This is a genomic window from Jeongeupia sp. USM3 (assembly GCF_001808185.1).
Classification (GTDB): domain Bacteria; phylum Pseudomonadota; class Gammaproteobacteria; order Burkholderiales; family Chitinibacteraceae; genus Jeongeupia.
The window spans coordinates 2,850,222-2,871,832 of sequence record NZ_CP017668.1; the positions used below are offsets into that span (position 1 = coordinate 2,850,222).

A 21,611-nucleotide genomic window follows, 5' to 3' on the forward strand; every position below is an offset into this window, starting at 1 on the left:
CCGACGGCGCTGCCGCCCGTGAGTCGTACTCAGCGCGGCGGCCCTTGTACACGGGCGAGCCTGTTGCCGATTCAATGATGGCAATGGTCTTTTTTCAACGATCTCCCGCCCGACTGCGTTGGCCGGTTTACGATGTAATCAGACGGACACAAGGGGCTCGGCATGGCAAGGCTATCGCAGGCGCTGGAAATGGTCGGCCAGACCGATCCGGGGCTGGTGCGTGCGCAGAACGAGGATGCCATCGTCTGGGATGCCGATGCCGGCCTCGTCGTGCTGGCCGACGGCATGGGCGGCTACAACGCCGGCGAGGTCGCGAGCGCCATCGCGGTCGAGGTGATGGCGCGCCGGCTGGCCCAGCCGCTGCCGTCGTCGCCGCTGTCGCAGAGTACCCGGCTATCGGTTTCCGGCTGGGTCGAGCGGGCGATCGACGAGGCCAACCGGGTGATCTACGACACCGCGCTGGCCCAGCCCCAGTGCGCCGGCATGGGGACGACGCTGGTTGCCGGGCTGTTCTACGACAACCGCGCGCTGGTCGCGCATGTCGGCGATTCGCGCATGTACCGTTTGCGCAACGCCGAGCTTACACGGCTGACCCGCGATCACTCGCTGCTGCAGGAGCAGATCGACCTCGGGCTGGTCGACGCCGATGCCCCCGACCGCGCGGTACAGCGCAACCTGCTGACCCGCGCAGTCGGCATCGATACTGAGGTCCAGCCCGATATCGGCGAGTTCGACACGCTGCCCGGCGACCTGTACCTGCTGTGTTCGGACGGCCTGACCGACATGGTCGACGACGTTCAAATAGCTGACATTTTACTGACTTTAAAGGACAATCCGTCGCTGGCAGCGATGCAACTGGTGCAGACTGCCAATCAGCGCGGCGGCCATGACAATATATCGGTGATTCTGGTGGCGGTTCGCCGCCCGTACCCGGCCGATGCCGGCTTCTGGTCCAGGCTGACCGCCTGGTTGAGTTGATCCCGTGCGCCCCGGCGCCGCCCCACGTTCAAAACCATGGCGAAACTGCTGCTTAGCCTCGACGGCAACGTCATCAAGGAATACCGGATCCACCGCGACGTGTTCGCGATCGGCCGGCGGCCGAACAACGATCTGCAGATCGAAAACCTCGCGGTCTCGGGCGAGCACGCGCGCATCGTCCGCGAGGGCGACGACTACGCGGTCGAGGATCTCGGCAGTACCAACGGCACCGTCGTCAACGGTGCGCCGGTGCAGCGCGTCGCGCTGAACAACGGCGACGAGATCGGTATCGGCCGTTACCGGCTGCGCTTCTGGTGCGAACCGGCGTCGGCCGGCGGTTACGCCGAGACCCTGGTGCTGCGCGAGCCGGCGACATCGGCCAGGGTCGGCGTGATCAAGGTGCTCACCGGCGGCAGCAGCGGCCGCGAGATCGCGCTCGACAAGCCGGTGACTTCACTCGGCAAACCCGGCGTGCAGGTCGCGACGATCGCGCGCCGGCCGCAAGGCTATTTCCTGTCGCATGCCGAAGGGACGATCCGCCCGCGCGTCAACGGCAGCGAAGTCGGCGCCGAACCGCATCCGCTGAACGAAGAAGACCTGATCGAACTCGTCGGCGTGCGCCTGGCGTTCTTCTTCCGGGGCTGAGAGCCTGCCTACGGTCTTTTCACGTCAGCGCCGTGGCGAAGAAAGTGCAGTCGCAAGGCGTACGACGCAGGCAATAACTGGTTATTGGCAAGGAGCACAACGTAGTGAATGCACTTTTTCCGCCACGGCCCTGCGGGTTCGGGGCATTGCCGGCGGATGGCTGCGTTACAAGCCGCTTGCGGTACTCGTACCGCGGCGTGGCGTGCGCCTTGCCCTTCACCGGCACTGCCCCGAACGCTGCCGCGAAAAGATCGTAGACAGGCTCTGAAATGCGTTTGACCGTTCTCGGCTGCAGCGGCGGCATCGGCGGCCCGGCCCGCACGACGGCGCTGCTCGTCGGCGAGCGCGTGCTGATCGACGCCGGGACCGGTGTCGGCGAGCTGTCGCTCGACGCGCTGTGCAAGATCGACCACGTCTTCCTGACCCATGCGCATTTCGACCATATCGCCTGCCTGCCGATGCTGCTCGACACCGTCGTCAGCGCGCGCAGTGCGCCGGTGACCGTGCATGCGCTGCCCGAGACGATCGCGGCGCTGCGCACCCACGTGTTCAACTGGCAGATCTGGCCCGACTTCGGCGAAATCCCCAGTGCCGGCAACGGCCTGCTGCAATGGGCGCCGATCCGGGTCGGCGAAGCGTGCGCGGTGGCGGGGGCGACCGTGACGGCGCTACCGGCCGAGCACACGGTGCCGGCGCTGGGCTACCTGATTGACAGCGGCAACGGCGCCGTGGCGTTTTCCGGCGACAGCGCCGATTGCCCGGCGTTCTGGGATGCCCTGGCCGGCGTGCCGGACCTGCGCGCGCTGATCGTCGAAACGGCGTTCAGCAACCGCGAGGCCGAACTCGCCCGGCGCTCGCAGCATTTCTCGCCGGCTGCGCTGCTCGCCGTGCTGGACCGGCTCGATCCGGCGGTCGATGTCTGGCTGACCCATCTGAAGCCGCTCGACGCCGAACGCATCATCGCCGAGACCCGCAACGGCGTGCACCGGATCGCCGCGCTGGCCGGCGGCCAGGTGCTGGCGTTCTAGAAACGGCGACGCCGCGTCGGAACGCGGCGTCGTGGTCGGGGCGCCTCAGCGGCGCTGCTGGCCGGCCGGAACGACGTGCATCCGCTCGAAGTCGATGCCGCGCTCGACCAGTGCTTCGACGCGCATCTTGCGCAGCGTGCCGCCGTCCCACCATTCGATCAGCCGGCCGCGCCGGTACCAGCCGACCGGCAGGATCAGCGTCAGCGGCGCGCGCAGCGCGGCGACCGCCGGCAGCGACAGGCACTCGATCCAGCCGCGCCGGTCCGAGTACGCGAGTTCGACCGGCCGGATCGCCGCCGCCGCAGGCAGACCCGGCATCAGCCGGACGCCGACCTCGACGCTGTCGTCGTGCTCCTGCAGCCAGCGTACCACGCCAAGGTAGTGGTTGCCTTCGAGCTGGACCGACAGCAGCTGCTGCAGCGCAATGCGTCCGCCGTCGCCGCTCGGGCGCGACAGTCTCAGTCCCTGAGCCGATTCGTTGCGTACCAGCCAGCGTTCGCCCGCCGGTGGTGTCGTTGCGCCGCCGGCCGCTGCGGCGGCCGCAGCGCCCGACTGGCCGAACAGCTGCAGCCGGACCAGATCCTGGCTGCCGAGCGGCGCCGGGCCGTCGTCGGGCAGGGCGAACCGCTGGTGGCCGATCAGCGCGTGCTGGCGCGCCAGGCCGAACACCGCGTCGAGTTCGCGCTGGCTGTCGTGGCGCGGCAGCGCACGCTCGCTCAGCTGCTCGCACCAGGTGCGGTAGAGCTCGACCAGCAGCGTTTCGACCTGGGCGGCGGCGAACTGGCTGCCGAGGCCGAGCTTTTCCGGGTTCTCGCCCTGACGCAGCAGCTTGATCCGCCGCGACAGCGCCTGCGCCAGCTGCAGCGTGTCGAGTTCGCGGACACTGTCGCCGGTCAGCCGGGGTTCGGTTCGTCGCGGCGCGCCGGGCTGGTCGAAGTCGATCTGCAGGCTGCCGCGACCGGGCAGGGCGGCGGCTTCGCGTTCGAGCGGCGCACGCTGCGCCAGGCTGGGCAAGTGCTCGTCGAGCCAGCGGATCTGCCGGCCGGTGAAATGGAATGGCGTTGCCGCGGCGAGCAGCAGCAGGTGGACGAAGGCGTGCTGCGGCGTCGCGACGCCGGCGACCTTGAGCAGGCTGTCCTTGGCCGACTTCTCGGCGAGGCCGTGCGCTTCGATCTTGCGGTAGCTGTCGAACAGCTGCTGCCACAGCGCGGCCGGGATCGGCCGGTAGCTCAGCAGGTTTTCGCGTGCCGCCAGTGCCAGGTAGCGCATCCGCCGTTGCGCGAGCAGCGCGGTGTGGTCGGCAAGCTCGGGTTCGCCGGCGAGCGCGGCGTCGAGCCCGGTGCCGTAGAGCGCGGCGAGCTTTTCCCACAGCAGGACCGTCGCATCGCGGGCTTCGGCTTCGTCCGGCCCCAGCGGCAGCGCCCGGCCGAGGAAGCGTTCGGCCAGCGCATCCTGGACGACGTGCAGCGGTTCGCGCAGCAGTTCGAGGATCTTCAGCGTTTCGTACGGTGCGATGCCGCTGTCGCCGAGCAGCGAGATCGCTTCGGTCAGTTCGGCATGGGCGACCTGGGTGTTGATCAGTGGCAGCAGCTGCAGCCACGCCTTGGCGGAGCGGGCGTCGCTGAACGGCGCGGCGCCGGACATATTGGGGGTCATCGACAGGTCGGTCATGGCGGGCGTCAGACAGCCTCGGGGTTCAGGTGTTGCAGGGTGTGGCGCAGCCGGGCCAGCGTTTCGGCGTCGATCGCGTGTCGCGCACCGGGGCGCGACGGCGTCGCCCAGACCGGCGCGGGGAAGGTGGCGTCGTCGCGCCAGCGCGGAATCACATGCCAGTGCAGATGCGGCACGACGTTGCCAAGGCTGGCGAGGTTGATCTTGTCCGGCGAGAGTACCGCACGCAGCGTCGCTTCGACCGCAAAGGTGACGGCCATTAGTCGCTGACGATCGGAGGGAACCAGATCGCTCATTTCGGCGACGTGGCGCGCGAGGATCACGCGGCAAAAGCCCGGGTAATCGGGCTCGTCGGCCAGCACGACCCGGCACAGCGCGTCCTGCCACAAGAGTTCGCCACCGGTGTCCCGGCAGAATACGCAATCGCGTTCCATTATCCTTTCCTTATGCAGCGCATTATTACCGGAAGCGGCGCGCATAAACAACGGGGCATGCCCTTGGCGGCATGCCCCGTTGCGGTGCGGTGACGGATCAGAGCAGCACGCGCTCGATCCCGCCGTTGCGCGCCTTGTCGACGTATTCGCTGAGCCAGTCGTCGCCGAGGATCTTTTTCGCCATTTCGACGACGATGTAATCGGCCTTGGTTCCGGCGTCGTCATCGTAGCGTTGCAGGCCCTGCAGGCACGACGGGCAGCTCGTCAGCACCTTGACCGGCGCCTTGGCTTCGGCGACGGCCACCTCGGCACGCAGCTTGTCGGCCCCCTGCTGCATTTCCTCCTGCTTGCGGAAGCGCACCTGGGTGGCGATGTCCGGCCGGGATACCGCGAACGTGCCCGATTCGCCGCAGCAGCGGTCGTTCAGGTCGACGCGCGTGCCCATCAGCTGGTTGGCGACATCGATGCCCTTGTACTGCTTCATCGGCGTGTGGCAGGGCTCGTGGTACATGTAGCGCTCGCCGCCGACACCGTCGAGCTTTACGCCCTTCTCGAGCAGGTACTCGTGGATGTCGAGCAGCCGGCAGCCCGGGAAGATCTGCTCGAACTGGTACTTCATCAACTGGTCCATGCAGGTGCCGCACGAGACGATCACGGTCTTGATGTCGAGGTAGTTCAGCGTGTTGGCGACGCGGTGGAACAGCACGCGGTTCTCGGTGGTGATCTTCTCGCCCTTGTCGCCGTAGCCGGCCGAGGCCTGCGGATAGCCGCAGCACAGATAGCCCGGCGGCAGCACCGTGGTTGCGCCGACATGCCAGAGCATCGCCTGGGTTGCGAGGCCGACCTGCGAGAACAGCCGCTCCGAGCCGCAGCCCGGGAAGTAGAACACCGACTCGCGTTCGTCCTGGCGGATTTCCGGATCGCGGATCACCGGAATCACGCTGGCGTCCTCGGCGTCGAGCATCGCCCTGGCCGTCTTGGCCGGCACCTTGGCCGGCAGCGGCTTGTTGACGAAGTGGATGATCTGCGTCTTGACCGGCGGCTTGCCGAGCGTCGACGGCGGCTGCTTGGTGATGCCCTTGATCAGGCCGAAGCGCTTGGCCAGCGTATGGCCGAGGCGCTGCGCCTTGTAGCCCATGCCGATCATGCCGGCGCGCATCGCCTTGATCGTCGCCGGATCCTTGACGGTCAGGAAGGTCATGCCGAGCGCGGTGCCCGGGTTGAACTTCTTCTTGCCTTCCTTCCTGAGGAAGTTGCGCATCGCAACCGACACGTCACCGAAGTCGATCTTCACCGGACACGGGTTGACGCAGCGGTGGCACACGGTGCAATGGTCGGCGACGTCGCCGAGTTCCTCGAAGTGCTTCAGCGACACGCCACGGCGCGTCTGCTCCTCGTAGAGGAAGGCCTCGGTCAAGAGGCCGGTGGCGAGGATCTTGTTGCGCGGGCTGTACAGCAGGTTGGCGCGCGGCACATGGGTGGTACAGACCGGCTTGCACTTGCCGCAGCGCAGGCAGTCCTTGATCGAGTCGGCGATCGCGCCGATGTCCGACTGTTCGAGGATCAGCGATTCGGCGCCGAGCAGGCTGAACGACGGCGTGTACGCGTTGGTCAGGTCGGCGCCGGGCAAGAGCTTGCCCTTGTTGAAGTGGCCCTGAGGGTCGATCTTCTGCTTGTACGCCTCGAACGGTGCGAGTTCGTCGCGGGTCAGGAACTCGTACTTGGTGATGCCGATGCCGTGCTCGCCCGAGATCACGCCGTTGAGCTCGCGTGCGACGTCCATGATCCGTGCGACGGCATGGTGCGCCCGCTGCAGCATTGCGTAGTCGTCCGAGTTCACCGGGATGTTGGTGTGGACGTTGCCGTCGCCGGCGTGCATGTGCAGGGCGACCCAGGTCCGGCCCTTGAGCACCTGCTGCTGGATCGCGATCACCGCGTCGAGCAGCGGCTTGTCGTTGCGGCTCGAGAACATCGACTCGAAATCGGTCAGCAGCTCGCGCTTGTACGACACGCGCAGCACGAAGTCGCGCAGCGCAAGGAAGACGCTCTGCGGCATTTCGCCGGCGGCGAGCTCGCGCTCGAGCGGCTGGTCCGGGAACGCGGCGAGATAGGCCTCGAAGGCGTCGTCGAGGTGCTCGCGGATCCAGCCCCAGTGCGCGCGGGCACGGCCGATCAGTTCGAGCGCCGCGGCGCGGCGGTCGCCGATCAGCGCGTCGCGGCTCAGCGGCGAGTCGGCGAAGTCGACCGGCAGGATGCCCTGCTCGAAGAAGTCGGTCAGGCGCTCGAGCAGTTCGAGCTTGTTGTCGATCGACAGCTCGATGTTGATCCGCTCGATCGCATCCGAGTATTCGCCGAGGCGCGGCAGCGGAATCACCACGTCCTCGTTGATCTTGAATGCGTTGGTGTGCTTCGAGATTGCGGCGGTGCGGGCGCGGTCGAGCCAGAACTTCTTGCGCGTTTCGGCGGTGACGGCGATGAAGCCCTCGCCGCTGCGCGCGTTGGCCAGCTTGACGACGTGCGACGCGGCCTCGCCGACGGCGGTCTCGTCGTCGGACACCAGGTCGGCGATCAGCACCATCTTCGGCCGGCCGCGGCTCTTGGCCTTGCTGGCGTAGCCGACGGCGCGCACATAGCGCCAGTCGAGGTGTTCGAGGCCGGCGAGCTGCACCTTCGGATGCGCGTCGAGGTAGTCCTTGATCTCGACGATCGACGGCACGGCGAGGCTGACCTCGCCGAAGAACTCGAGACAGACGGTGCGCACGTGCGCCGGCATCCGGTGCAGCACGAAGCGCGCGCTGGTGATCAGCCCGTCGGTGCCTTCCTTCTGCACGCCGGGCAGGCCGGCGAGGAACTTGTCGGTGACGTCCTTGCCCAGGCCTTCCTTGCGGAAGCGCCGGCCCGGGATCACCAGCGTCTCTTCGCCCAGCACGCTCTTGCCGTCGGGCTTGTAGGTGGTGACCTTGAACGTGGCCTGCGGCGCGTCGTGGATCTTGCCGAGGTTGTGGTCGAGCCGCTCGATGAATTTCCAGTTGCCGTCCGGGTCGACCATCTTCCAGCTGACGAGGTTGTCGAGCGCGGTGCCCCACAGCACGGCCTTCTTGCCGCCGGCGTTCATCGCGACGTTGCCGCCGATGCACGAGGCGTCGGCCGAGGTCGGGTCGACCGCGAAGGCGAGGCCCGCCGCTTCGGCGGCTTCCATCACCCGGCGGGTGACGACGCCGGCGCCGCACTGGATCGTCGCGATCTCGTGGTCGACGCCGGGAATCATCATCCGCTCGACGCCGTTGTGGCGGTCCAGCTTCTCGGTGTTGATGACCGCGCTCATCGGGGTCAGCGGCACGGCGCCGCCGGTGTAGCCGGTGCCGCCGCCGCGCGGGATGACGGTCAGCCCCAGCTCGATACAGGCGGCGACCAGCGGCGCCATCTCGGCCTCGGTATCGGGCGAGAGCACGACGAACGGGTACTCGACGCGCCAGTCGGTCGCGTCGGTGACGTGCGAGACGCGGGCAAGGCCGTCGAAGCAGATGTTGTCGCGGCGGGTCAGCCCGCCCATGCGGCGCAGCACCTTCTTGCGCAGGTTGGCGACGTCGCGGAAATCGTGCTCGAACGCGTCGACGGCGTGGCGGGCGCGTTCGGCGAGCATGCCGACGCGGTCGTTGCCTTCACGGCGCTTGTCGATCTCGGACAGCCGGTGGTGCATCGCGTCGACCAGCATCCTGAGCCGCTTCGGATTCTCGAGCAGATCGTCCTCGAGGTAGGGATTGCGCTTGACCGCCCAGACATCGCCGAGCACCTCGAACAGCATCCGTGCCGAGCGGCCGGTGACGCGTTCGGCGCGCAGCGCCTCGAGCGTGTCCCAGGCGTCGGCACCGAGCAGGCGGATCACGATTTCGCGATCGGAGAACGAGGTGTAGTTGTACGGAATCTCGCGTAGTCGTTCGGCTGCGAGTTGCGGGGAAGCGGCGGTCGGCTCGGCCATGACAGGACGATCTCGCTAAGGCTGTGATTCAAAGATGGAATTTTATCGGAAAAATTCCCCTTGAAGCCCCCATTTTTCTTGGGGGATTGGCGAGACGGCGCTTGTATTGTGCGGTGTCAGACTACATTCGGATCCGCGTCGGCCCGGGGTAACCCGGCGGTGCTCAACTTGCCAGCCGCAGCTCCATCGTCGCGAAGCGCGCGGCCGAGAGCTGGCCGAGCAGCTGTTCGCGCAGCGTGCGGAAGCGCTCGAGGTGGCGTTGTGCGTCGGCCGCATGGCCAAGGCGTTCGGCGAGTTCGGCCAGGCCCTGATGCGCGCGGGCGGCGAGGCTGGCGGTGCCCATCGCCTCGGACAGCGCGAGCGCCTGTTCGAGCGCCTCGCGGGCGTGGTCGTAGTCGCCGCCGGCGAGGTTGCAGCGTCCGAGCGTGATCAGGTTGAACGCCTCGCCCCAATCGTTGCCGTGCAGGCGGCTGAGCTTGAGCGCGACGCGCAGCTGCTGCTGCGCGCGCTCGGCGTCGCCGCGGGCGAGGCGGAGCTGCGCCTGCAGGCCGTAGATTTCCGCTTCGTGTTCGACGTGCTGCGAGTGCCGGGTCAGCGGCAGCGCCCGGTCGAACGCGGCCTCGGCTTCGTCGTAGCGGCCCAGTTGCAGCAGGTCGGCGCCGACGTTGATCAGCGCGGCCGCGTGGTACAGCACTAGTGTGCTCTGTTCGGTCGTCAGCCGCACCGCATGGTGGTGGTGCGCGAGTGCGGCCTCGAACTGCTCCTGCGCGTACAGCAACTGGCCGAGGCCGATATGGGCCTGACAGCGCACTTCCTCGCCGGCGAGCGTGTCCGGCAGGTCGAGGCAGGCGAGCCAGCATTCGGCGGTCCGGTCGTAGTCGCCCTGGGCGTAGTACGAGCGGGCGATTTGTTGCAGCGTCTCGCCGTGCAAGATGCCGATCTCGACGCTGCGGCCGATCTCGAGCGCCGCCAGCAGCGCCGTCCGGCCTTTTTCGAAGCGGCCGAACGCCAGCATCGCCTGGCCGTGCAGCAGCAGCGCCTCGGCTTCGTCGCGCGGCCGTGCCTGCTGGCGCGCCAGTTCGCGAGCCTGCCCCGCCTGCGCCATCGCTTCGACGGTTTGCGACAGGATGATGCGGCGGATGCGGTCGAGCAGGGGGCGGAGGTCGGTCATGGCGTGCGGCATCAATGGATTAGGGATAACCCTAGTCGATAAGCTTACCTGTCGCCTTATGTTTGTGAGGTTTTGTTACAAGAAGGCTTCACTGGTATGAAAGTATTTACGCAAAAAACAGGTAGGCAACCCAGACCGACGCGATAAAGCCGGCCACATCGGCGAACAGCCCGCAAGCGACCGCGTAGCGCGTCCGGGTGATGCCGATCGAGCCGAAATATACCGCCAGCACGTAGAAGGTCGTTTCGCTGCTGCCCTGCAGGATCGATACCAGCCGGCCGGCGAACGAGTCGGCACCGGCGGTCTTCATCGTGTCGATCATCAGCGCCCGGGCGCCGCTGCCCGACAGCGACTTCATGATGCCGATCGGCAGGCCGTCGACCCAGCGGCTGTCGTAGCCGAGCATGACCACGAGGTGGCGCAGCCCCGCCAGCAGCAGTTCGAGCGCGCCGCTGGCACGCAGCAGCGCGATTGCGACCAGCATCGCGACCAGGTAGGGAACGATGCCGATCGCGACCTTGAAGCCTTCCTTGGCGCCGTCAATGAAGGTTTCGTAGACGTCGACACGGCGAACGAGGGCGGTGGCGATAAAGCCGACGACGATGGCGAGCAGCAGGAAGTTGCTGACCAGCGCCGATTGCGCGGCGCGCTCGGCGGCCGGCAGGTGCAGGAACCAGGCGGCGACGCCAAAGATCAGCGCAGAAAGGCCACCGAGATAGGCGAGTACGACCGGGTCGTAGAGCCGCAGCCGCTGTCGGATGCCGACCAGCAGCACGCCGGCGATCGTGGCGGTGAAGCTGGCGATCAGCAGCGGCACGAAGATGTCGGTCGGGTCGGCCGCGCCGAGCTGGGCGCGGTAGGCGAAGATCGTCACCGGGAACAGCGTGACCGCGGCGGTGTTGATGACCAGAAACAGGATCTGCGCGTCGGTTGCGGTATCGGGGCTGGGGTTGAGCGTCTGCAGCTCCTTCATCGCCTTGAGCCCGAGCGGCGTCGCGGCGTTGTCGAGGCCGAGCATGTTGGCGGCGATGTTCATCGTCATCGCGCCGAGCGCCGGGTGGCCGGCCGGCACGCCCGGGAACAGCCGGGCGAACAGCGGCCCGAGCAGGCGCGCGAGCAGCGCGATCAGCCCGGCGGCTTCGCCGATCTTCATGATGCCGAGCCACAGGGTCATCACGCCGGTGAGCCCGAGTGCGACTTCGAAACCGAGCCGGGCGGCGTCGAACATCGCCCGCGTCATTGCCGCGAACACCTCGTGCCGGCCGAGTGCGAAGCCCTGGATGCAGGCGGCGGCGAAGGCCAGCAGGATGAAGCCGGCCCAGATACGGTTGAGCATGGGAAGTGGTACTCCTGACGTGCCGGGCCTTGGAGCGGCTAGCAAGAAACAGCGCAGCGGCTCTGGTTCGGCGTGCAAAACGTCCCACGGGGACTGCCTTCGGTCGCAACAGTACAAGCCGATGCGACAGGTTTGCACAACAACGCCAGAGGATTTTTGCTGGCTGCGCTTAGTGCTTCAGCCTGGCTTCGAGCGCCTGGAGTTTAGCGTAGGTGCCGGAGCGGACGATACGGCTGAACGCTTCCTGGTAGCGGCGGTGGTAGTACTCGGCCTGCCCGGCATCGCCCATGCGCTGATAGATCTGCGCGAGCAGATGGTGGGCCTGGAAGGTCTTGTGACAGGTGCCCATTTCGTCGGCGCGCTCGAGCGCGGTATGCACCGCGGCCAGCGCTTCGGCCAGCCGGCCTTCGGACAGGTAGACGCGACCCCGGGCGAGGTTCTGCGAGATTTCACCCCAGGCCCAGACCCGCCGCATCGCGACCGCCTGATCAAGGGCGGCGTGGGCGTCGGCCGGATTGCCGCGCGCCAGCGCGACGGCGCTACGGTAGACGAGGATCTCGCCGACGTACTCGGGGTTGCCGGCCGCTTCGGCCAGCGGCAGGGCCTGATCGAGTTCGAGCGCGACGTCCTCGAAGCGCCCGAGCTTGGTGTAGTCGGCGGCGAGGTTGATCAGCACCCGGCAATGCAGGTCGGCGTCGGACGTTTCGACGACCAGCGCCTTGGCGTCGAGGTGGTTCTGCAGCGCCATGTCGTAGCGTTCGTGCGCGTAATAGACCTGGCCGAGGCCGATGTAGGCGTGGATGCGGGTATTGAGCGTGAAACCTTCGGTGTCGATGCAGTCGGCCCAGTAGGCGATCGCCTCGTCGTAGTCGCCCTGCGTGTAGTAGGCGCTGGCGAGGTCCTGGATCAGCTCGCCGCGCTCGGCGACGAGGTCTTCGGCGTCGGCGATCGTCAGTGCCTTGAACATCGCGTGCTGCCCGTCCGGGATGCGGCCGAAGGCGAACAGCATCGTGCCGCAACGGCGCCATGCGGCGATCGCCAGCAGCGTGTCGTCGCAGCCGGGGACGAGCCGGGTTGCGGCTTCGGCAAGGCGCAGGGCTTCGTGCGGGTCGATATACGTGAGCCGATTGCTTTCGTCGATCAGTTGCGCAATCGTGGCGGGCTCGCCGGGATGCATGGGATGGGTGGCAGTCGTGAGCGGATGGCGGACAGCCTAAACGCTTGTTTTCCTGCTTTCAAGCGCAGACCGATAGTTGGTAAGCATTTATTACAGAAGATTGACTGCCTGTCTGGAGAACGGCCGCGCAGTGTCGTGGCGGCGATGGCGGGAGGCCGTCGTCAGCCCGGCTTTCCCGGCCAGCCCAGCCGTCCGGCGGTCAGGTCGGTCAGCGCGGCAAGCGCCGGGGCGACCGAGGCCTGCGGCAGCGAGACATGCAGCGTCACCAGCGCATCGTGGTCGGCCGACAGTACCTCGTGGCCTTGCTGCTGCAGCCAGTGGCGGACACGGTTTTCATCGGCGTAAGGCAGCGTCAGCGCCAGTTGCACCATCGCGATCCGTTCGACCTTGTCCGCATGGACCAGTGCACCGGCGATGGCGTCGGTATACGCGCGGACCAGCCCGCCGGCACCGAGCTTGACGCCGCCGTAGTAGCGCACCACGGTCGCGAGCACGCCGTCGAGGTCGTGGTGACGCAGCACCTCGAGCATCGGCCGGCCGGCGGTACCCGACGGTTCGCCGTCGTCGCTCATGCCCGAATCGCCGCCGGCGAGCAGCGCCCAGCAGACGTGAGCGGCGTCCGGATGGGCGGCGCGCAGCGCGTCGACCACGGCGAGTGCGTCGGCGCGGCTGGCGACGGGTTCGACCCGGCCGAGGAAGCGGCTTTTCTTGATGTCGACTTCGTGTTCGACGGTGGCGGCGAGGGTGAACGGCATCGGGGGATTATTACGGCGGCGGTCGCGCTTGTCAGCGTGAAAGATAATGATGAGAATGATTCTCTTTTTGTTCGGAGCCGTCATGTCCCGCACCATCCGCCCTCTGGTCCTTGCCCTGCTGTCCGCCACCTTGCTGGGTGCGTGCGCATCAGCGCCGCAATCGCCGGCGGTGGCCGCGCAGTTCGCCGGCAAGCGCGTCGTGCTGCTCGGCGAGGTCCACGACAACGCCGCCGGCCACGAGGCACGGTTTGCCGCGCTCAAGGCCGCCGTCGACGCCGGCTGGCGTCCGGCGATCGCGATGGAGCAGTTCGACCGCGAGCGGCAGGGCGATCTCGATGCGGCACGCAAGGGCGGCGATGCCGATGCGCTGATCAAGGCCGCCGCGCCGGCGAAGTCGAGCTGGAACTGGGCGTTCTACAAGCCGGTGATCGCGCTGGCGCTGCAGTACGACCTGCCGCTGATTGCCGCCAACGTTTCGCGCGCCGACGCCGGCAAGGTCGTCCGCGGCGGTTACACGGCGGCGTTCGACCCGGCAGCGCTGAAGGCCGCGCGGCTCGATGCGGCGCCGGCCGCCGACATCGTCGCCGGCCAGCAGCACGAGGTCGAAGTCGGCCATTGCGGCAAGCTGCCGCAGGCGATGGTGCCGGGCATGGCGCAGGCGCAGATCGCCCGCGATGCGTTCATGGCGCAGGTGCTGCGCGACAACGCGCAACGCGGCGTGGTGCTGATCGCCGGCAACGGCCACGTGCGCCGCGACATCGGCGTACCGCGCTGGCTGGCAGGCGTGCCGGCGGCGCAGGTGCTCAGCGTCGGCTACCTCGAGAGCGGCAGGGACGCGAAGGCGTTCGATGAAGTGGTGGAGATTCCGGCGGCAGAGCGGCCGGATCCGTGCGCGACGCTATGATCAGCTTGGCGGGTTAGGCATTCCCGGGGTTTAGCGCCTGCGGCGCGGCATCAAAGGCATTGACTGCCGGTTCCGCCCGGCGGACGTGATACTTTCTTTTGCTTCGCCAAAAGAAAGTATCCAAAGAAAAGGCGACCCCGCATTCGCGCCCGCTTTGCGGGTGCCCTGTGCTGCTCAGCCGCCACGGCGGGAATCGCAAACTCGCTGCGCTCAAACAGCGATCCCCGACAGCCCCGTGGCGGCTTGTGCTGCTCGGCGCTTCTGAGGGGACTCGGGCGGTATGCGACGCCCTGAGACCAAAATGGCGCAATCGGCGGATTGGGAGTATTGATCCTTGAGTTGAGTTATCAGGCCTTCTCAAGACCGCCGCGTGCCAAGCGCAGCAGCTGAAAAGTGTGCCTGTTCATCCCGTTCCGAACCGCTGAGTGCCAACAACTGCAAGTGATGTCGTGTTGGGTTTCGCTTATGCGCACCCCTACCTGTTTAGCTGCTACTAACTCGTTCGTTGACGGTTGTATACCGCCCCGATCCCCTCAGTAGCGCCGAGCAGCGCAGGGCACCTGCGAAGCAGGCGCGGATGCGGGGTCGCCTTTTCTTTGGATACTTTCTTTTGGCGAAGCAAAAGAAAGTATCACGTCCGCCGGGCGGAACCGGCGTCAACGCTTTTACCCTGCGCCGCCGGCGCTTAACGCAGCAACGTTCTCCGCAACCGCCACCCAATAAAAACGCCCCTCGAAAGGGGCGTTTTTCATTGAGATCAGGCTTACGACGCCTTCGCCGGCGCCGAGGCGCTGGCCGTCGTGGTCTCTTCCTGACCGCCCCCGCCGAACACCTTGTACAGCGTGACGAGGTTGGCCTGGCGCGACAGGCGGATCGAGATCAGCTGCTGCTGGGCGCTGTAGAGCGAGCGCTGCGAATCGAGCACATTCAGGTAGCTGTCGACGCCCTTGCCGTAACGCGCCTGCGACAGCGTGTAGCTCTTCGCCGTTGCGTCGACCAGCGCCTGCTGCGCGTCGACCTGTTCGTCGAGCGTGCCGCGGTCGGCCAGTGCGTCCGAGACTTCGCGGAACGCGCTCTGGATCGCCTTCTCGTACTGCGCGACGGCGATCTTCTCGTCGGCCTTGGCCGCGTCGAGGTTGGCGATGTTGCGGCCGCCCTCGAAGATCGGGATGCTGATCTGCGGCATGAAGCTCCACGCGCCCGAGCCGGCCTTGAACAGGTCGCCGAGGCTGGCGCTGGCGCTGCCGGCGCTGGCGGTCAGCGTGATGCTCGGGAAGAACGCCGCACGCGCCGCGCCGATATTGGCGTTGGCCGACTTGAGCTGGTGCTCGGCCCGGACGATGTCCGGCCGCGCCAGCAGCACGTCGGACGGCAGGCCGCCCGGCACGTCGCGCAGCGCGGAGACCGATTCGACCGACGTCGACGGCTGCAGCTCGGCCGGCAGCCGGGCACCGAGCAGCAGCGTCAGCGCGTTGGCATCCTGCGCGATCAGGCCGGTGTACTTGGCGACATCGACGCGCGCCGATTCGACGCTGGTCTGCGCCTGGCGCACGTCGAGTTCGGACGCGACGCCAAGGTCGAAGCGCTTCCTGGTCAGCTCGAACGATTCGCGCTGGCTCTTGAGCGTTTCCTGCGCCAGCCGCAGCCGGTCGTTGTCGGCCGCCAGCGTCAGGTAGGCGTTGGCGACTTCGGCGATCAGGCTGATCTGCGCACTGCGCCGTGCTTCCTCGGTGGCGAAGTACTGTTCGAGCGCGGCGTCCTTGAGGCTCTGGACGCGGCCGAACAGGTCGATTTCGTACGACGCGAAGCCGAGGCCGGCGCTGTACTGGTGGCTGATCGTCGGCGATCCGGTGCCGGACAGGCTGCCCGGCGTGCGCTGGCCCTGACCGCTGCCGCTGGCGCGGATCGACGGGAACAGGTCGGCGCGGCTGATCTGGTACTGCGCGCGCGCCTTCTCGATGTTCAGCGCCGCAACCCGCAGGTCGCGGTTGTTGGCCAGCGCCAGCGAAATCACCTGTTGCAGCTTCGGATCGCTGAAGTAGTCGCGCCATGCGGTATCGGCGAACGCGCGGCCGTCGGCGCTGGCGGCCGGGTAGGCCGCGCCCTGCGGCCAGCTGGTGTCGACCGGTGCGGCGGGGCGCTGGTAGGTCGGCGCCATGCTGGTGCAGCCGGCGAGGAAGGCGCTGGACAGCGCCAGGCTCAGGAGGGTGTTACGCATCTTGTTGGCTCTCCGTGAGTTTGGCGGGGGCGGCGTGCGCCTTGGACTTGGTGAAGCGGTCGAAGATCTTGTGCACGACGACGAAGAACAGCGGCACGAAGAAGATCGCCAGCAGCGTTGCCGAGATCATCCCGCCGAGCACGCCGGTGCCGATCGCGTTCTGCGCGCCCGAGCCGGCGCCGCTGTTCAGCACCATCGGCAGCACGCCGAGCGCGAACGCCAGCGAGGTCATCAGGATCGGCCGCAACCGTTCGCGCACCGCGGTCAGCGTCGCGTCGATCATGCTGGCGCCGGCCTCCATGTGCTCCTTGGCGAACTCGACGATCAGGATCGCGTTCTTCGCCGACAGGCCGATCGTCGTCAGCAGGCCGACCTGGAAGTACACGTCGTTCGACAGCCCGCGCACCGTGGTCGCCAGCACTGCGCCGAGCACGCCCAGCGGCACAACCAGCATCACCGAGAACGGGATCGACCAGCTTTCGTACAGCGCGGCAAGGCAGAGGAACACGATCAACAGCGAGATCGCGTACAGCGCCGGCGCCTGCGAGCCCGACATCCGTTCCTGGTACGACTGGCCGGTCCATTCGATGCCGACGCCCGGCGGCAGCTTGGCGACGATGTCCTCGATCGCCTTCATGGCCTCGCCCGAGCTCTTGCCCGGTGCGGCGGCGCCCATGATCTCGACCGCCGACAGGCCGTTGTAGCGCTCCAGACGCGGCGAACCGTAGTCCCAGTGCGCGCTGGCGAACGACGAGAACGGCACCATTTCGCCCTGTACATTGCGCACGTACCACTTGTTCAGGTCTTCCGGCTGCATCCGCGACGATGCGTCGGCCTGCATGTAGACCTTCTTGATCCGGCCGCGGTCGAGGAAGTCGTTGACGTAGGACGAGCCCCACGCGGTCGAGATCGTCGTGTTGATGTCGGCGATCGCGACGCCGAGCGCGCCGGCCTTCTCCTGGTCGATGTCGAGCTGCAGCTGCGGCGTGTCTTCCTGGCCGTTCGGGCGGACGCCGACGAGGGTCGGATCCTTGGCGGCCATGCCGAGCAGCATGTTGCGCGCTTCGATCAGCTTCTCGTGGCCGATGCCGGCACGGTCCTGCAGGAAGAAGTCGAAACCGGTCGCGTTGCCGAGCTCGATCACCGCCGGCGGCGCGAACGCGAACGCGAAGGCCTCGCGGATCTGCGAGAACGCGCCCATGGCACGGCCGGCGATCGCGTTGACGTGGTCTTCCGCGGCCTTGCGCTGGTCCCAGTCCTTGAGGCTGACGAAGGCGATACCGTTGTTCTGGCCGCTGCCGCCGAAACTGAAGCCGGCGACCGAGAACACCGAGTTGACGTTCTTCTTCTCGTCGACGAGGAAGTGGTGCTCGACCTTCTTGATCACCTCGAGCGTCTGCTCCTGGGTGGCGCCGGCCGGCAGCATGATCTGCGAGAACAGGATGCCCTGGTCCTCGTCCGGCAGGAACGACGTCGGCAGGCGCATGAACAGCACCGCCATGGCCGCGGCGATCAGCACATAGATGATCATGAAACGGCCGCTGCGGCGCAGGATGCCGCCGACCAGGCCCTGGTAGCGGGCGTTGGTCGCGTCGAACTTGTTGTTGAACCAGCCGAAGAAGCCCTTGTCGGACGCGTGGTGGCCCTTCTCGATCGGCTTGAGCATGGTTGCGCACAGCGCCGGCGTCAGTACCAGCGCGACGAGCACCGACAGCGCCATCGCCGAGACGATGGTGAGCGAGAACTGCCGATAGATGACACCGGTCGAGCCGCCGAAGAACGCCATCGGGATGAACACCGCCGACAGCACCATGGCGATGCCGACGAGTGCGCCGGTGATCTGGCCCATCGACTTCTTGGTGGCTTCCTTCGGCGACAGGCCTTCCTCGCTCATCACCCGCTCGACGTTCTCGACGACGACGATCGCGTCGTCGACCAAGAGGCCGATCGCCAGCACCATCGCGAACATCGTCAGCGTGTTGATCGAGAAGCCGAACGCCGCGAGGATGCCGAACGTCCCCAGCAGCACCACCGGCACCGCGATCGTCGGGATCAGCGTGGCGCGGAAGTTCTGCAGGAACAGGTACATCACCAGGAAGACGAGGACGATGGCTTCGGCCAGCGTCTTGACCACTTCGTGGATCGAGATCTTCACGAACGGCGTCGTGTCGTACGGGGTGACGGCCTTCATGCCCGGCGGGAAGAACTTCGACATCTCCTCGACACTCTTCTCGACGGCCGCGCGGGTTTCGAGTGCGTTGGCGCCGGTGGAGAGCTGGATGCCGATACCGGCGGCTGGCTTGCCGTTGAAGCGCGCGACGCTGTCGTAGCTCTGGGCGCCCAGCTCGACGCGAGCGACGTCGCGCAGGTAGACGGTCGAGCCGTCGCTATTGATGCGCAGCTGGATCGCACCGAACTGCTCGGGCGTCTGCAGCATCGTCTGCGCCGACACGGTCGCGTTCAGCCGCTGGCCCGAGACCGACGGCGTGCCGCCGAGCTGGCCGGCCGAGACCTGGATGTTCTGCGCACGGATGGCCTGCGCCACGTCGCTCGGCGTCAGCTTGTAGTTGTTGAGCTTGCTCGGGTCGAGCCAGATCCGCATCGCGTACTGCGAGCCGAAGAGCTGGATGTTGCCGACGCCGTTGACGCGGCTCAGCGGGTCCTGCACGTTGGCGGCGACGTAGTCGGACAGGTCGATGTCGCTCATGCTGCCGTCGGTCGAGACGAAGCCGAGCACCATCAGGAAGCTGGCCGACGACTTCGACACCGAGATGCCCTGGCGCTGGACGGCCTCGGGCAGCAGCGGCGTCGCCAGCTGCAGCTTGTTCTGCACCTGCACCTGGGCGATGTCGGGATCGGTGCCGGCCGCGAAGGTCAGCGTGATCGCGACCGCACCGGTCGATTCACTGGTCGCCGACATGTAGAGCAGGCCGTCGAGGCCCTTCATGTTCTGTTCGATGACCTGGGTGACGGTGTCCTCGAGCGTCTTGGCCGATGCACCCGGGTAGGTGGCATTGATCGCGACGGTCGGCGGCGCAATGCTCGGGTACTGGGCGATCGGCAGGGTCCGGATCGCCAGCAGCCCCGCGAGCATGATGATGATGGCGACCACCCACGCGAAAATCGGGCGGTCGATGAAGAAACGAGCCATTTAGGTTCTCTCCCTTACTTGGCCGCGACGGTCGGCGCGCTGGCCACACCGCTGGCGGCCACGGTCTTGACCTTGGCGCCTGGGTGGATTTTCTGCAGACCGTCGACGATCAGCTTGTCGCCGCTCCTGAGGCCGTCGGTGACGAGCCAGTTGTCGCCGATGGTGCGGGCGGTCTTGAGCATGCGCGGTTCGACCTTGTCGTCCTTGCCGACGACCATCGCGGTCGCATTGCCGCGCGCATCGCGGCTCACCGCCTGCTGCGGCGCGAGGATCGCGTTGTCGTTGACGCCTTCCTCGATCACCGCGCGCACGTACATGCCCGGCAGCAGCTGGTGCTTCGGATTCGGGAACACCGCGCGCATCGTCACCGTGCCGGTGCTCTGCTCGACGGTGACTTCGGAGAACTCGAGCTTGCCTTCGAGCGGATAGGTGCTGCCGTCGTCGAGCACCAGCCTGACCTTGGCGGCATCGGCGCCGGCGCGCTTGAGGCTGCCGCTGGCGAGTTCGCGCTGCAGGCGCAAGAGCTCGTTGCTCGACTGGGTGACGTCGACGTAGATCGGGTCGAGCGTCTGCACCGTCGCCAGTGCATCGGCCTGGTTGGCGGTGACCAGCGCGCCCGGCGTGACCGACGAGCGGCCGATGCGGCCGTCGACCGGCGACGTGACCTTGGTGTACGCGAGGTTGATGCGCGCGGTCTCGACCGCGGCGCGGCCGGCAGCAACGTCGGCTTCGGTCTGCTTCAGCGCGGCGTAGGCGTCGTCGTAGTCCTGCTTGCTGACGGCGTTGATCTTGACGAGTTCGGCGTAACGGTCGGCCTTGTTCTTCGCGCTGAGTACATTGGCTTCGGCCTTGGCGAGCGTCGCCTTGGCGCTGTCGTACGCGGCCTGATAGGTTGCCGGGTCGATCTGGTACAGCACCTGACCGGCCTTGATCTCGCCGCCTTCGGTGAACAGCCGTTTCTGGATGATGCCGCCGACCTGCGGGCGGACGTCGGAAACCTGGTAGGGCGAGGTGCGGCCGGCGAGTTCGGTCGTCATCGGCAGCGACTGGCCGGCGACGGTGACCACACCGACGACCGGTTCGGGTTGCGCGGCGTGGTCGGCTGCGTTGGGTTCGCCGCAGCCGATCAGCGCCAGGCTGCCGGCGATCAGGCTGGCGGCCGCCAGTGCGCGTCTCGGGGTCAGGTGCATGGGAGCCTCTTCTTTGGATGTCGATTCAACGGAAAACGGCCGCCGGGCGGATACGCCGGGCGGGCAAGGGTGACTGACACTATTCAGACACCTTGGTTCGCAATAGAATGAACGATCATTCTAGAATGAACATTCTAATTAAGAGCGTAATCATTTGGCAAGCGGCTACTTTAAAACCAAATCATGACGAGCGCATGCCTGATTCGAGGAACTGCATGACCAGCGAACAAGACCGCGGCGAGGCCCGCTGCAATCAGGTGCTCGATGCGGCGGCCGACTGCTTCCGCCAGCGCGGCTTCCACGGCGCCAGCATGGCCGAGGTCGCGCGTGCCGCCGGCATGAGCGTCGGCCACATCTATCACTACTTTGCGAACAAGGAAGCGATCATCTCGGCGATCGTCGAGCGCGACGTCGCCGAAATCCTCGCGCTGCTCGAATCGCTGCAGAGCGAGGACGACCTGCTGCAGGCGCTGGTCCGCGAGGCCGGCAACAATCTCGAAGAGGCGAGCTGCGGCTACGACGACGCCTTGCAGATCGAGGTGCTCGCCGAGGCGACGCGCAATCCCAAGGTGCTGGCGATGGTCCGCGACGGCGACCGGCTCGCCCGCGAACGGCTTGCCGAAACGATCACCAAGGGCAGGGCGATGCGCGGCCTGCCGCCGCTGGCCGACCTCGAGGCGCGCACCGAGATCGTCATCGCCCTGTTCGAGGGGCTGTCGTGCCGCAACATCCGCAATCCGGGCGTCCCGATCGAGGCGATCGCCAAGCTGCTGCGCAGCACGCTGCAGCACCTGCTCGAGACCTGAGCGGGACGGCCGGGCGCCGCGGCGGCTAAGATCGATCAAGGGCACCCCGGCAATCGGCGATCGCGGCAATTGTCCCGGGGGCGGCCCTCCGTGTAAAAGCGCTGCCGAATCCCGGTGCGCCCGCGGTCGTCACCGCGCCGTGCCCGCCCCCTTGTCCCCGATATCGAG

At 67.1% G+C, this 21,611-nt stretch carries 15 protein-coding genes; 5 read left to right on the top strand and 10 right to left on the bottom strand.

Annotation, left to right across the window (positions count from 1 at the left end; all coding sequences use genetic code 11):
* Nucleotides 1–162: 162 nt before the first annotated feature.
* From BJP62_RS13490 to BJP62_RS13500, 3 genes are all read left to right on the top strand, one after another.
* The gene (locus BJP62_RS13490; protein ID WP_205700903.1) at nt 163–978 is read left to right on the top strand and encodes a Stp1/IreP family PP2C-type Ser/Thr phosphatase; all 816 of its coding nucleotides are present in this window, start codon (nt 163–165) and stop codon (nt 976–978) included.
* Between the two features lie 36 nt (nt 979–1,014).
* Nucleotides 1,015–1,623 carry an FHA domain-containing protein gene (locus BJP62_RS13495; RefSeq protein WP_070530356.1) on the top strand — a complete coding sequence of 203 codons (609 nt, stop codon included), beginning with the start codon at nt 1,015–1,017 and terminating at the stop codon, nt 1,621–1,623.
* Between the two features lie 269 nt (nt 1,624–1,892).
* Nucleotides 1,893–2,651: a 3',5'-cyclic-nucleotide phosphodiesterase gene (locus tag BJP62_RS13500; protein WP_070530358.1), complete on the top strand. Its 759-nt coding sequence runs from the start codon at nt 1,893–1,895 to the stop codon at nt 2,649–2,651.
* A gap of 45 nt (nt 2,652–2,696) precedes the next feature.
* Here BJP62_RS13500 and BJP62_RS13505 read toward each other — a convergent pair whose 3' ends face one another.
* From BJP62_RS13505 to BJP62_RS13535, 7 genes are all read right to left on the bottom strand, one after another.
* Entirely contained in the window at nt 2,697–4,322 is a 1,626-nt protein-coding gene (locus tag BJP62_RS13505; RefSeq protein ID WP_070530363.1) for a hypothetical protein, read from the bottom strand.
* A gap of 8 nt (nt 4,323–4,330) precedes the next feature.
* Complete coding sequence (locus BJP62_RS13510) at nt 4,331–4,756, bottom strand: HIT family protein (protein ID WP_070530365.1); 426 nt, start codon at nt 4,754–4,756, stop codon at nt 4,331–4,333.
* A 97-nt stretch (nt 4,757–4,853) separates the two neighbouring features.
* Nucleotides 4,854–8,735, bottom strand: coding sequence for an FAD/FMN-binding oxidoreductase (locus BJP62_RS13515; RefSeq protein WP_070530366.1), 3,882 nt, complete (start codon nt 8,733–8,735; stop codon nt 4,854–4,856).
* 163 nt (nt 8,736–8,898) lie between these two features.
* On the bottom strand, nt 8,899–9,906 hold the full coding sequence (locus BJP62_RS13520; RefSeq protein WP_070530368.1) for a tetratricopeptide repeat protein: 1,008 nt from the start codon (nt 9,904–9,906) through the stop codon (nt 8,899–8,901).
* Between the two features lie 106 nt (nt 9,907–10,012).
* Nucleotides 10,013–11,242 carry a nucleoside recognition domain-containing protein gene (locus tag BJP62_RS13525; RefSeq protein ID WP_070530370.1) on the bottom strand — a complete coding sequence of 410 codons (1,230 nt, stop codon included), beginning with the start codon at nt 11,240–11,242 and terminating at the stop codon, nt 10,013–10,015.
* A 169-nt stretch (nt 11,243–11,411) separates the two neighbouring features.
* Nucleotides 11,412–12,419 (bottom strand): lipopolysaccharide assembly protein LapB, encoded by a 1,008-nt coding sequence (locus BJP62_RS13530; protein ID WP_070530372.1) that lies wholly within the window; start codon nt 12,417–12,419, stop codon nt 11,412–11,414.
* A 161-nt stretch (nt 12,420–12,580) separates the two neighbouring features.
* On the bottom strand, nt 12,581–13,174 hold the full coding sequence (locus BJP62_RS13535; protein WP_070530373.1) for a YigZ family protein: 594 nt from the start codon (nt 13,172–13,174) through the stop codon (nt 12,581–12,583).
* Between the two features lie 82 nt (nt 13,175–13,256).
* On the opposite strand from BJP62_RS13535, the gene BJP62_RS13540 reads away from it, so the two are divergent.
* The gene (locus BJP62_RS13540) at nt 13,257–14,078 is read left to right on the top strand and encodes a ChaN family lipoprotein (protein ID WP_070532745.1); all 822 of its coding nucleotides are present in this window, start codon (nt 13,257–13,259) and stop codon (nt 14,076–14,078) included.
* Nucleotides 14,079–14,841: 763 nt separating this feature from the next.
* Here BJP62_RS13540 and adeC read toward each other — a convergent pair.
* From adeC to BJP62_RS13555, 3 genes are read right to left on the bottom strand one after another with little or no spacing between them, the layout of a single operon-like run.
* On the bottom strand, nt 14,842–16,296 hold the full coding sequence (gene adeC / locus BJP62_RS13545) for an AdeC/AdeK/OprM family multidrug efflux complex outer membrane factor (RefSeq protein ID WP_070530375.1): 1,455 nt from the start codon (nt 16,294–16,296) through the stop codon (nt 14,842–14,844).
* On the bottom strand, nt 16,289–19,447 hold the full coding sequence (locus BJP62_RS13550; RefSeq protein WP_070530377.1) for an efflux RND transporter permease subunit: 3,159 nt from the start codon (nt 19,445–19,447) through the stop codon (nt 16,289–16,291). Before BJP62_RS13550 ends, adeC begins: the two co-directional genes overlap by 8 nt.
* Before the next feature lie 14 nt (nt 19,448–19,461).
* Entirely contained in the window at nt 19,462–20,637 is a 1,176-nt protein-coding gene (locus BJP62_RS13555) for an efflux RND transporter periplasmic adaptor subunit (protein WP_070530379.1), read from the bottom strand.
* 215 nt (nt 20,638–20,852) lie between these two features.
* Here BJP62_RS13555 and BJP62_RS13560 point away from each other — a divergent pair, with 215 nt between their 5' ends.
* Nucleotides 20,853–21,443 carry a TetR/AcrR family transcriptional regulator gene (locus tag BJP62_RS13560; protein ID WP_168163838.1) on the top strand — a complete coding sequence of 197 codons (591 nt, stop codon included), beginning with the start codon at nt 20,853–20,855 and terminating at the stop codon, nt 21,441–21,443.
* Nucleotides 21,444–21,611 lie beyond the last annotated feature (168 nt).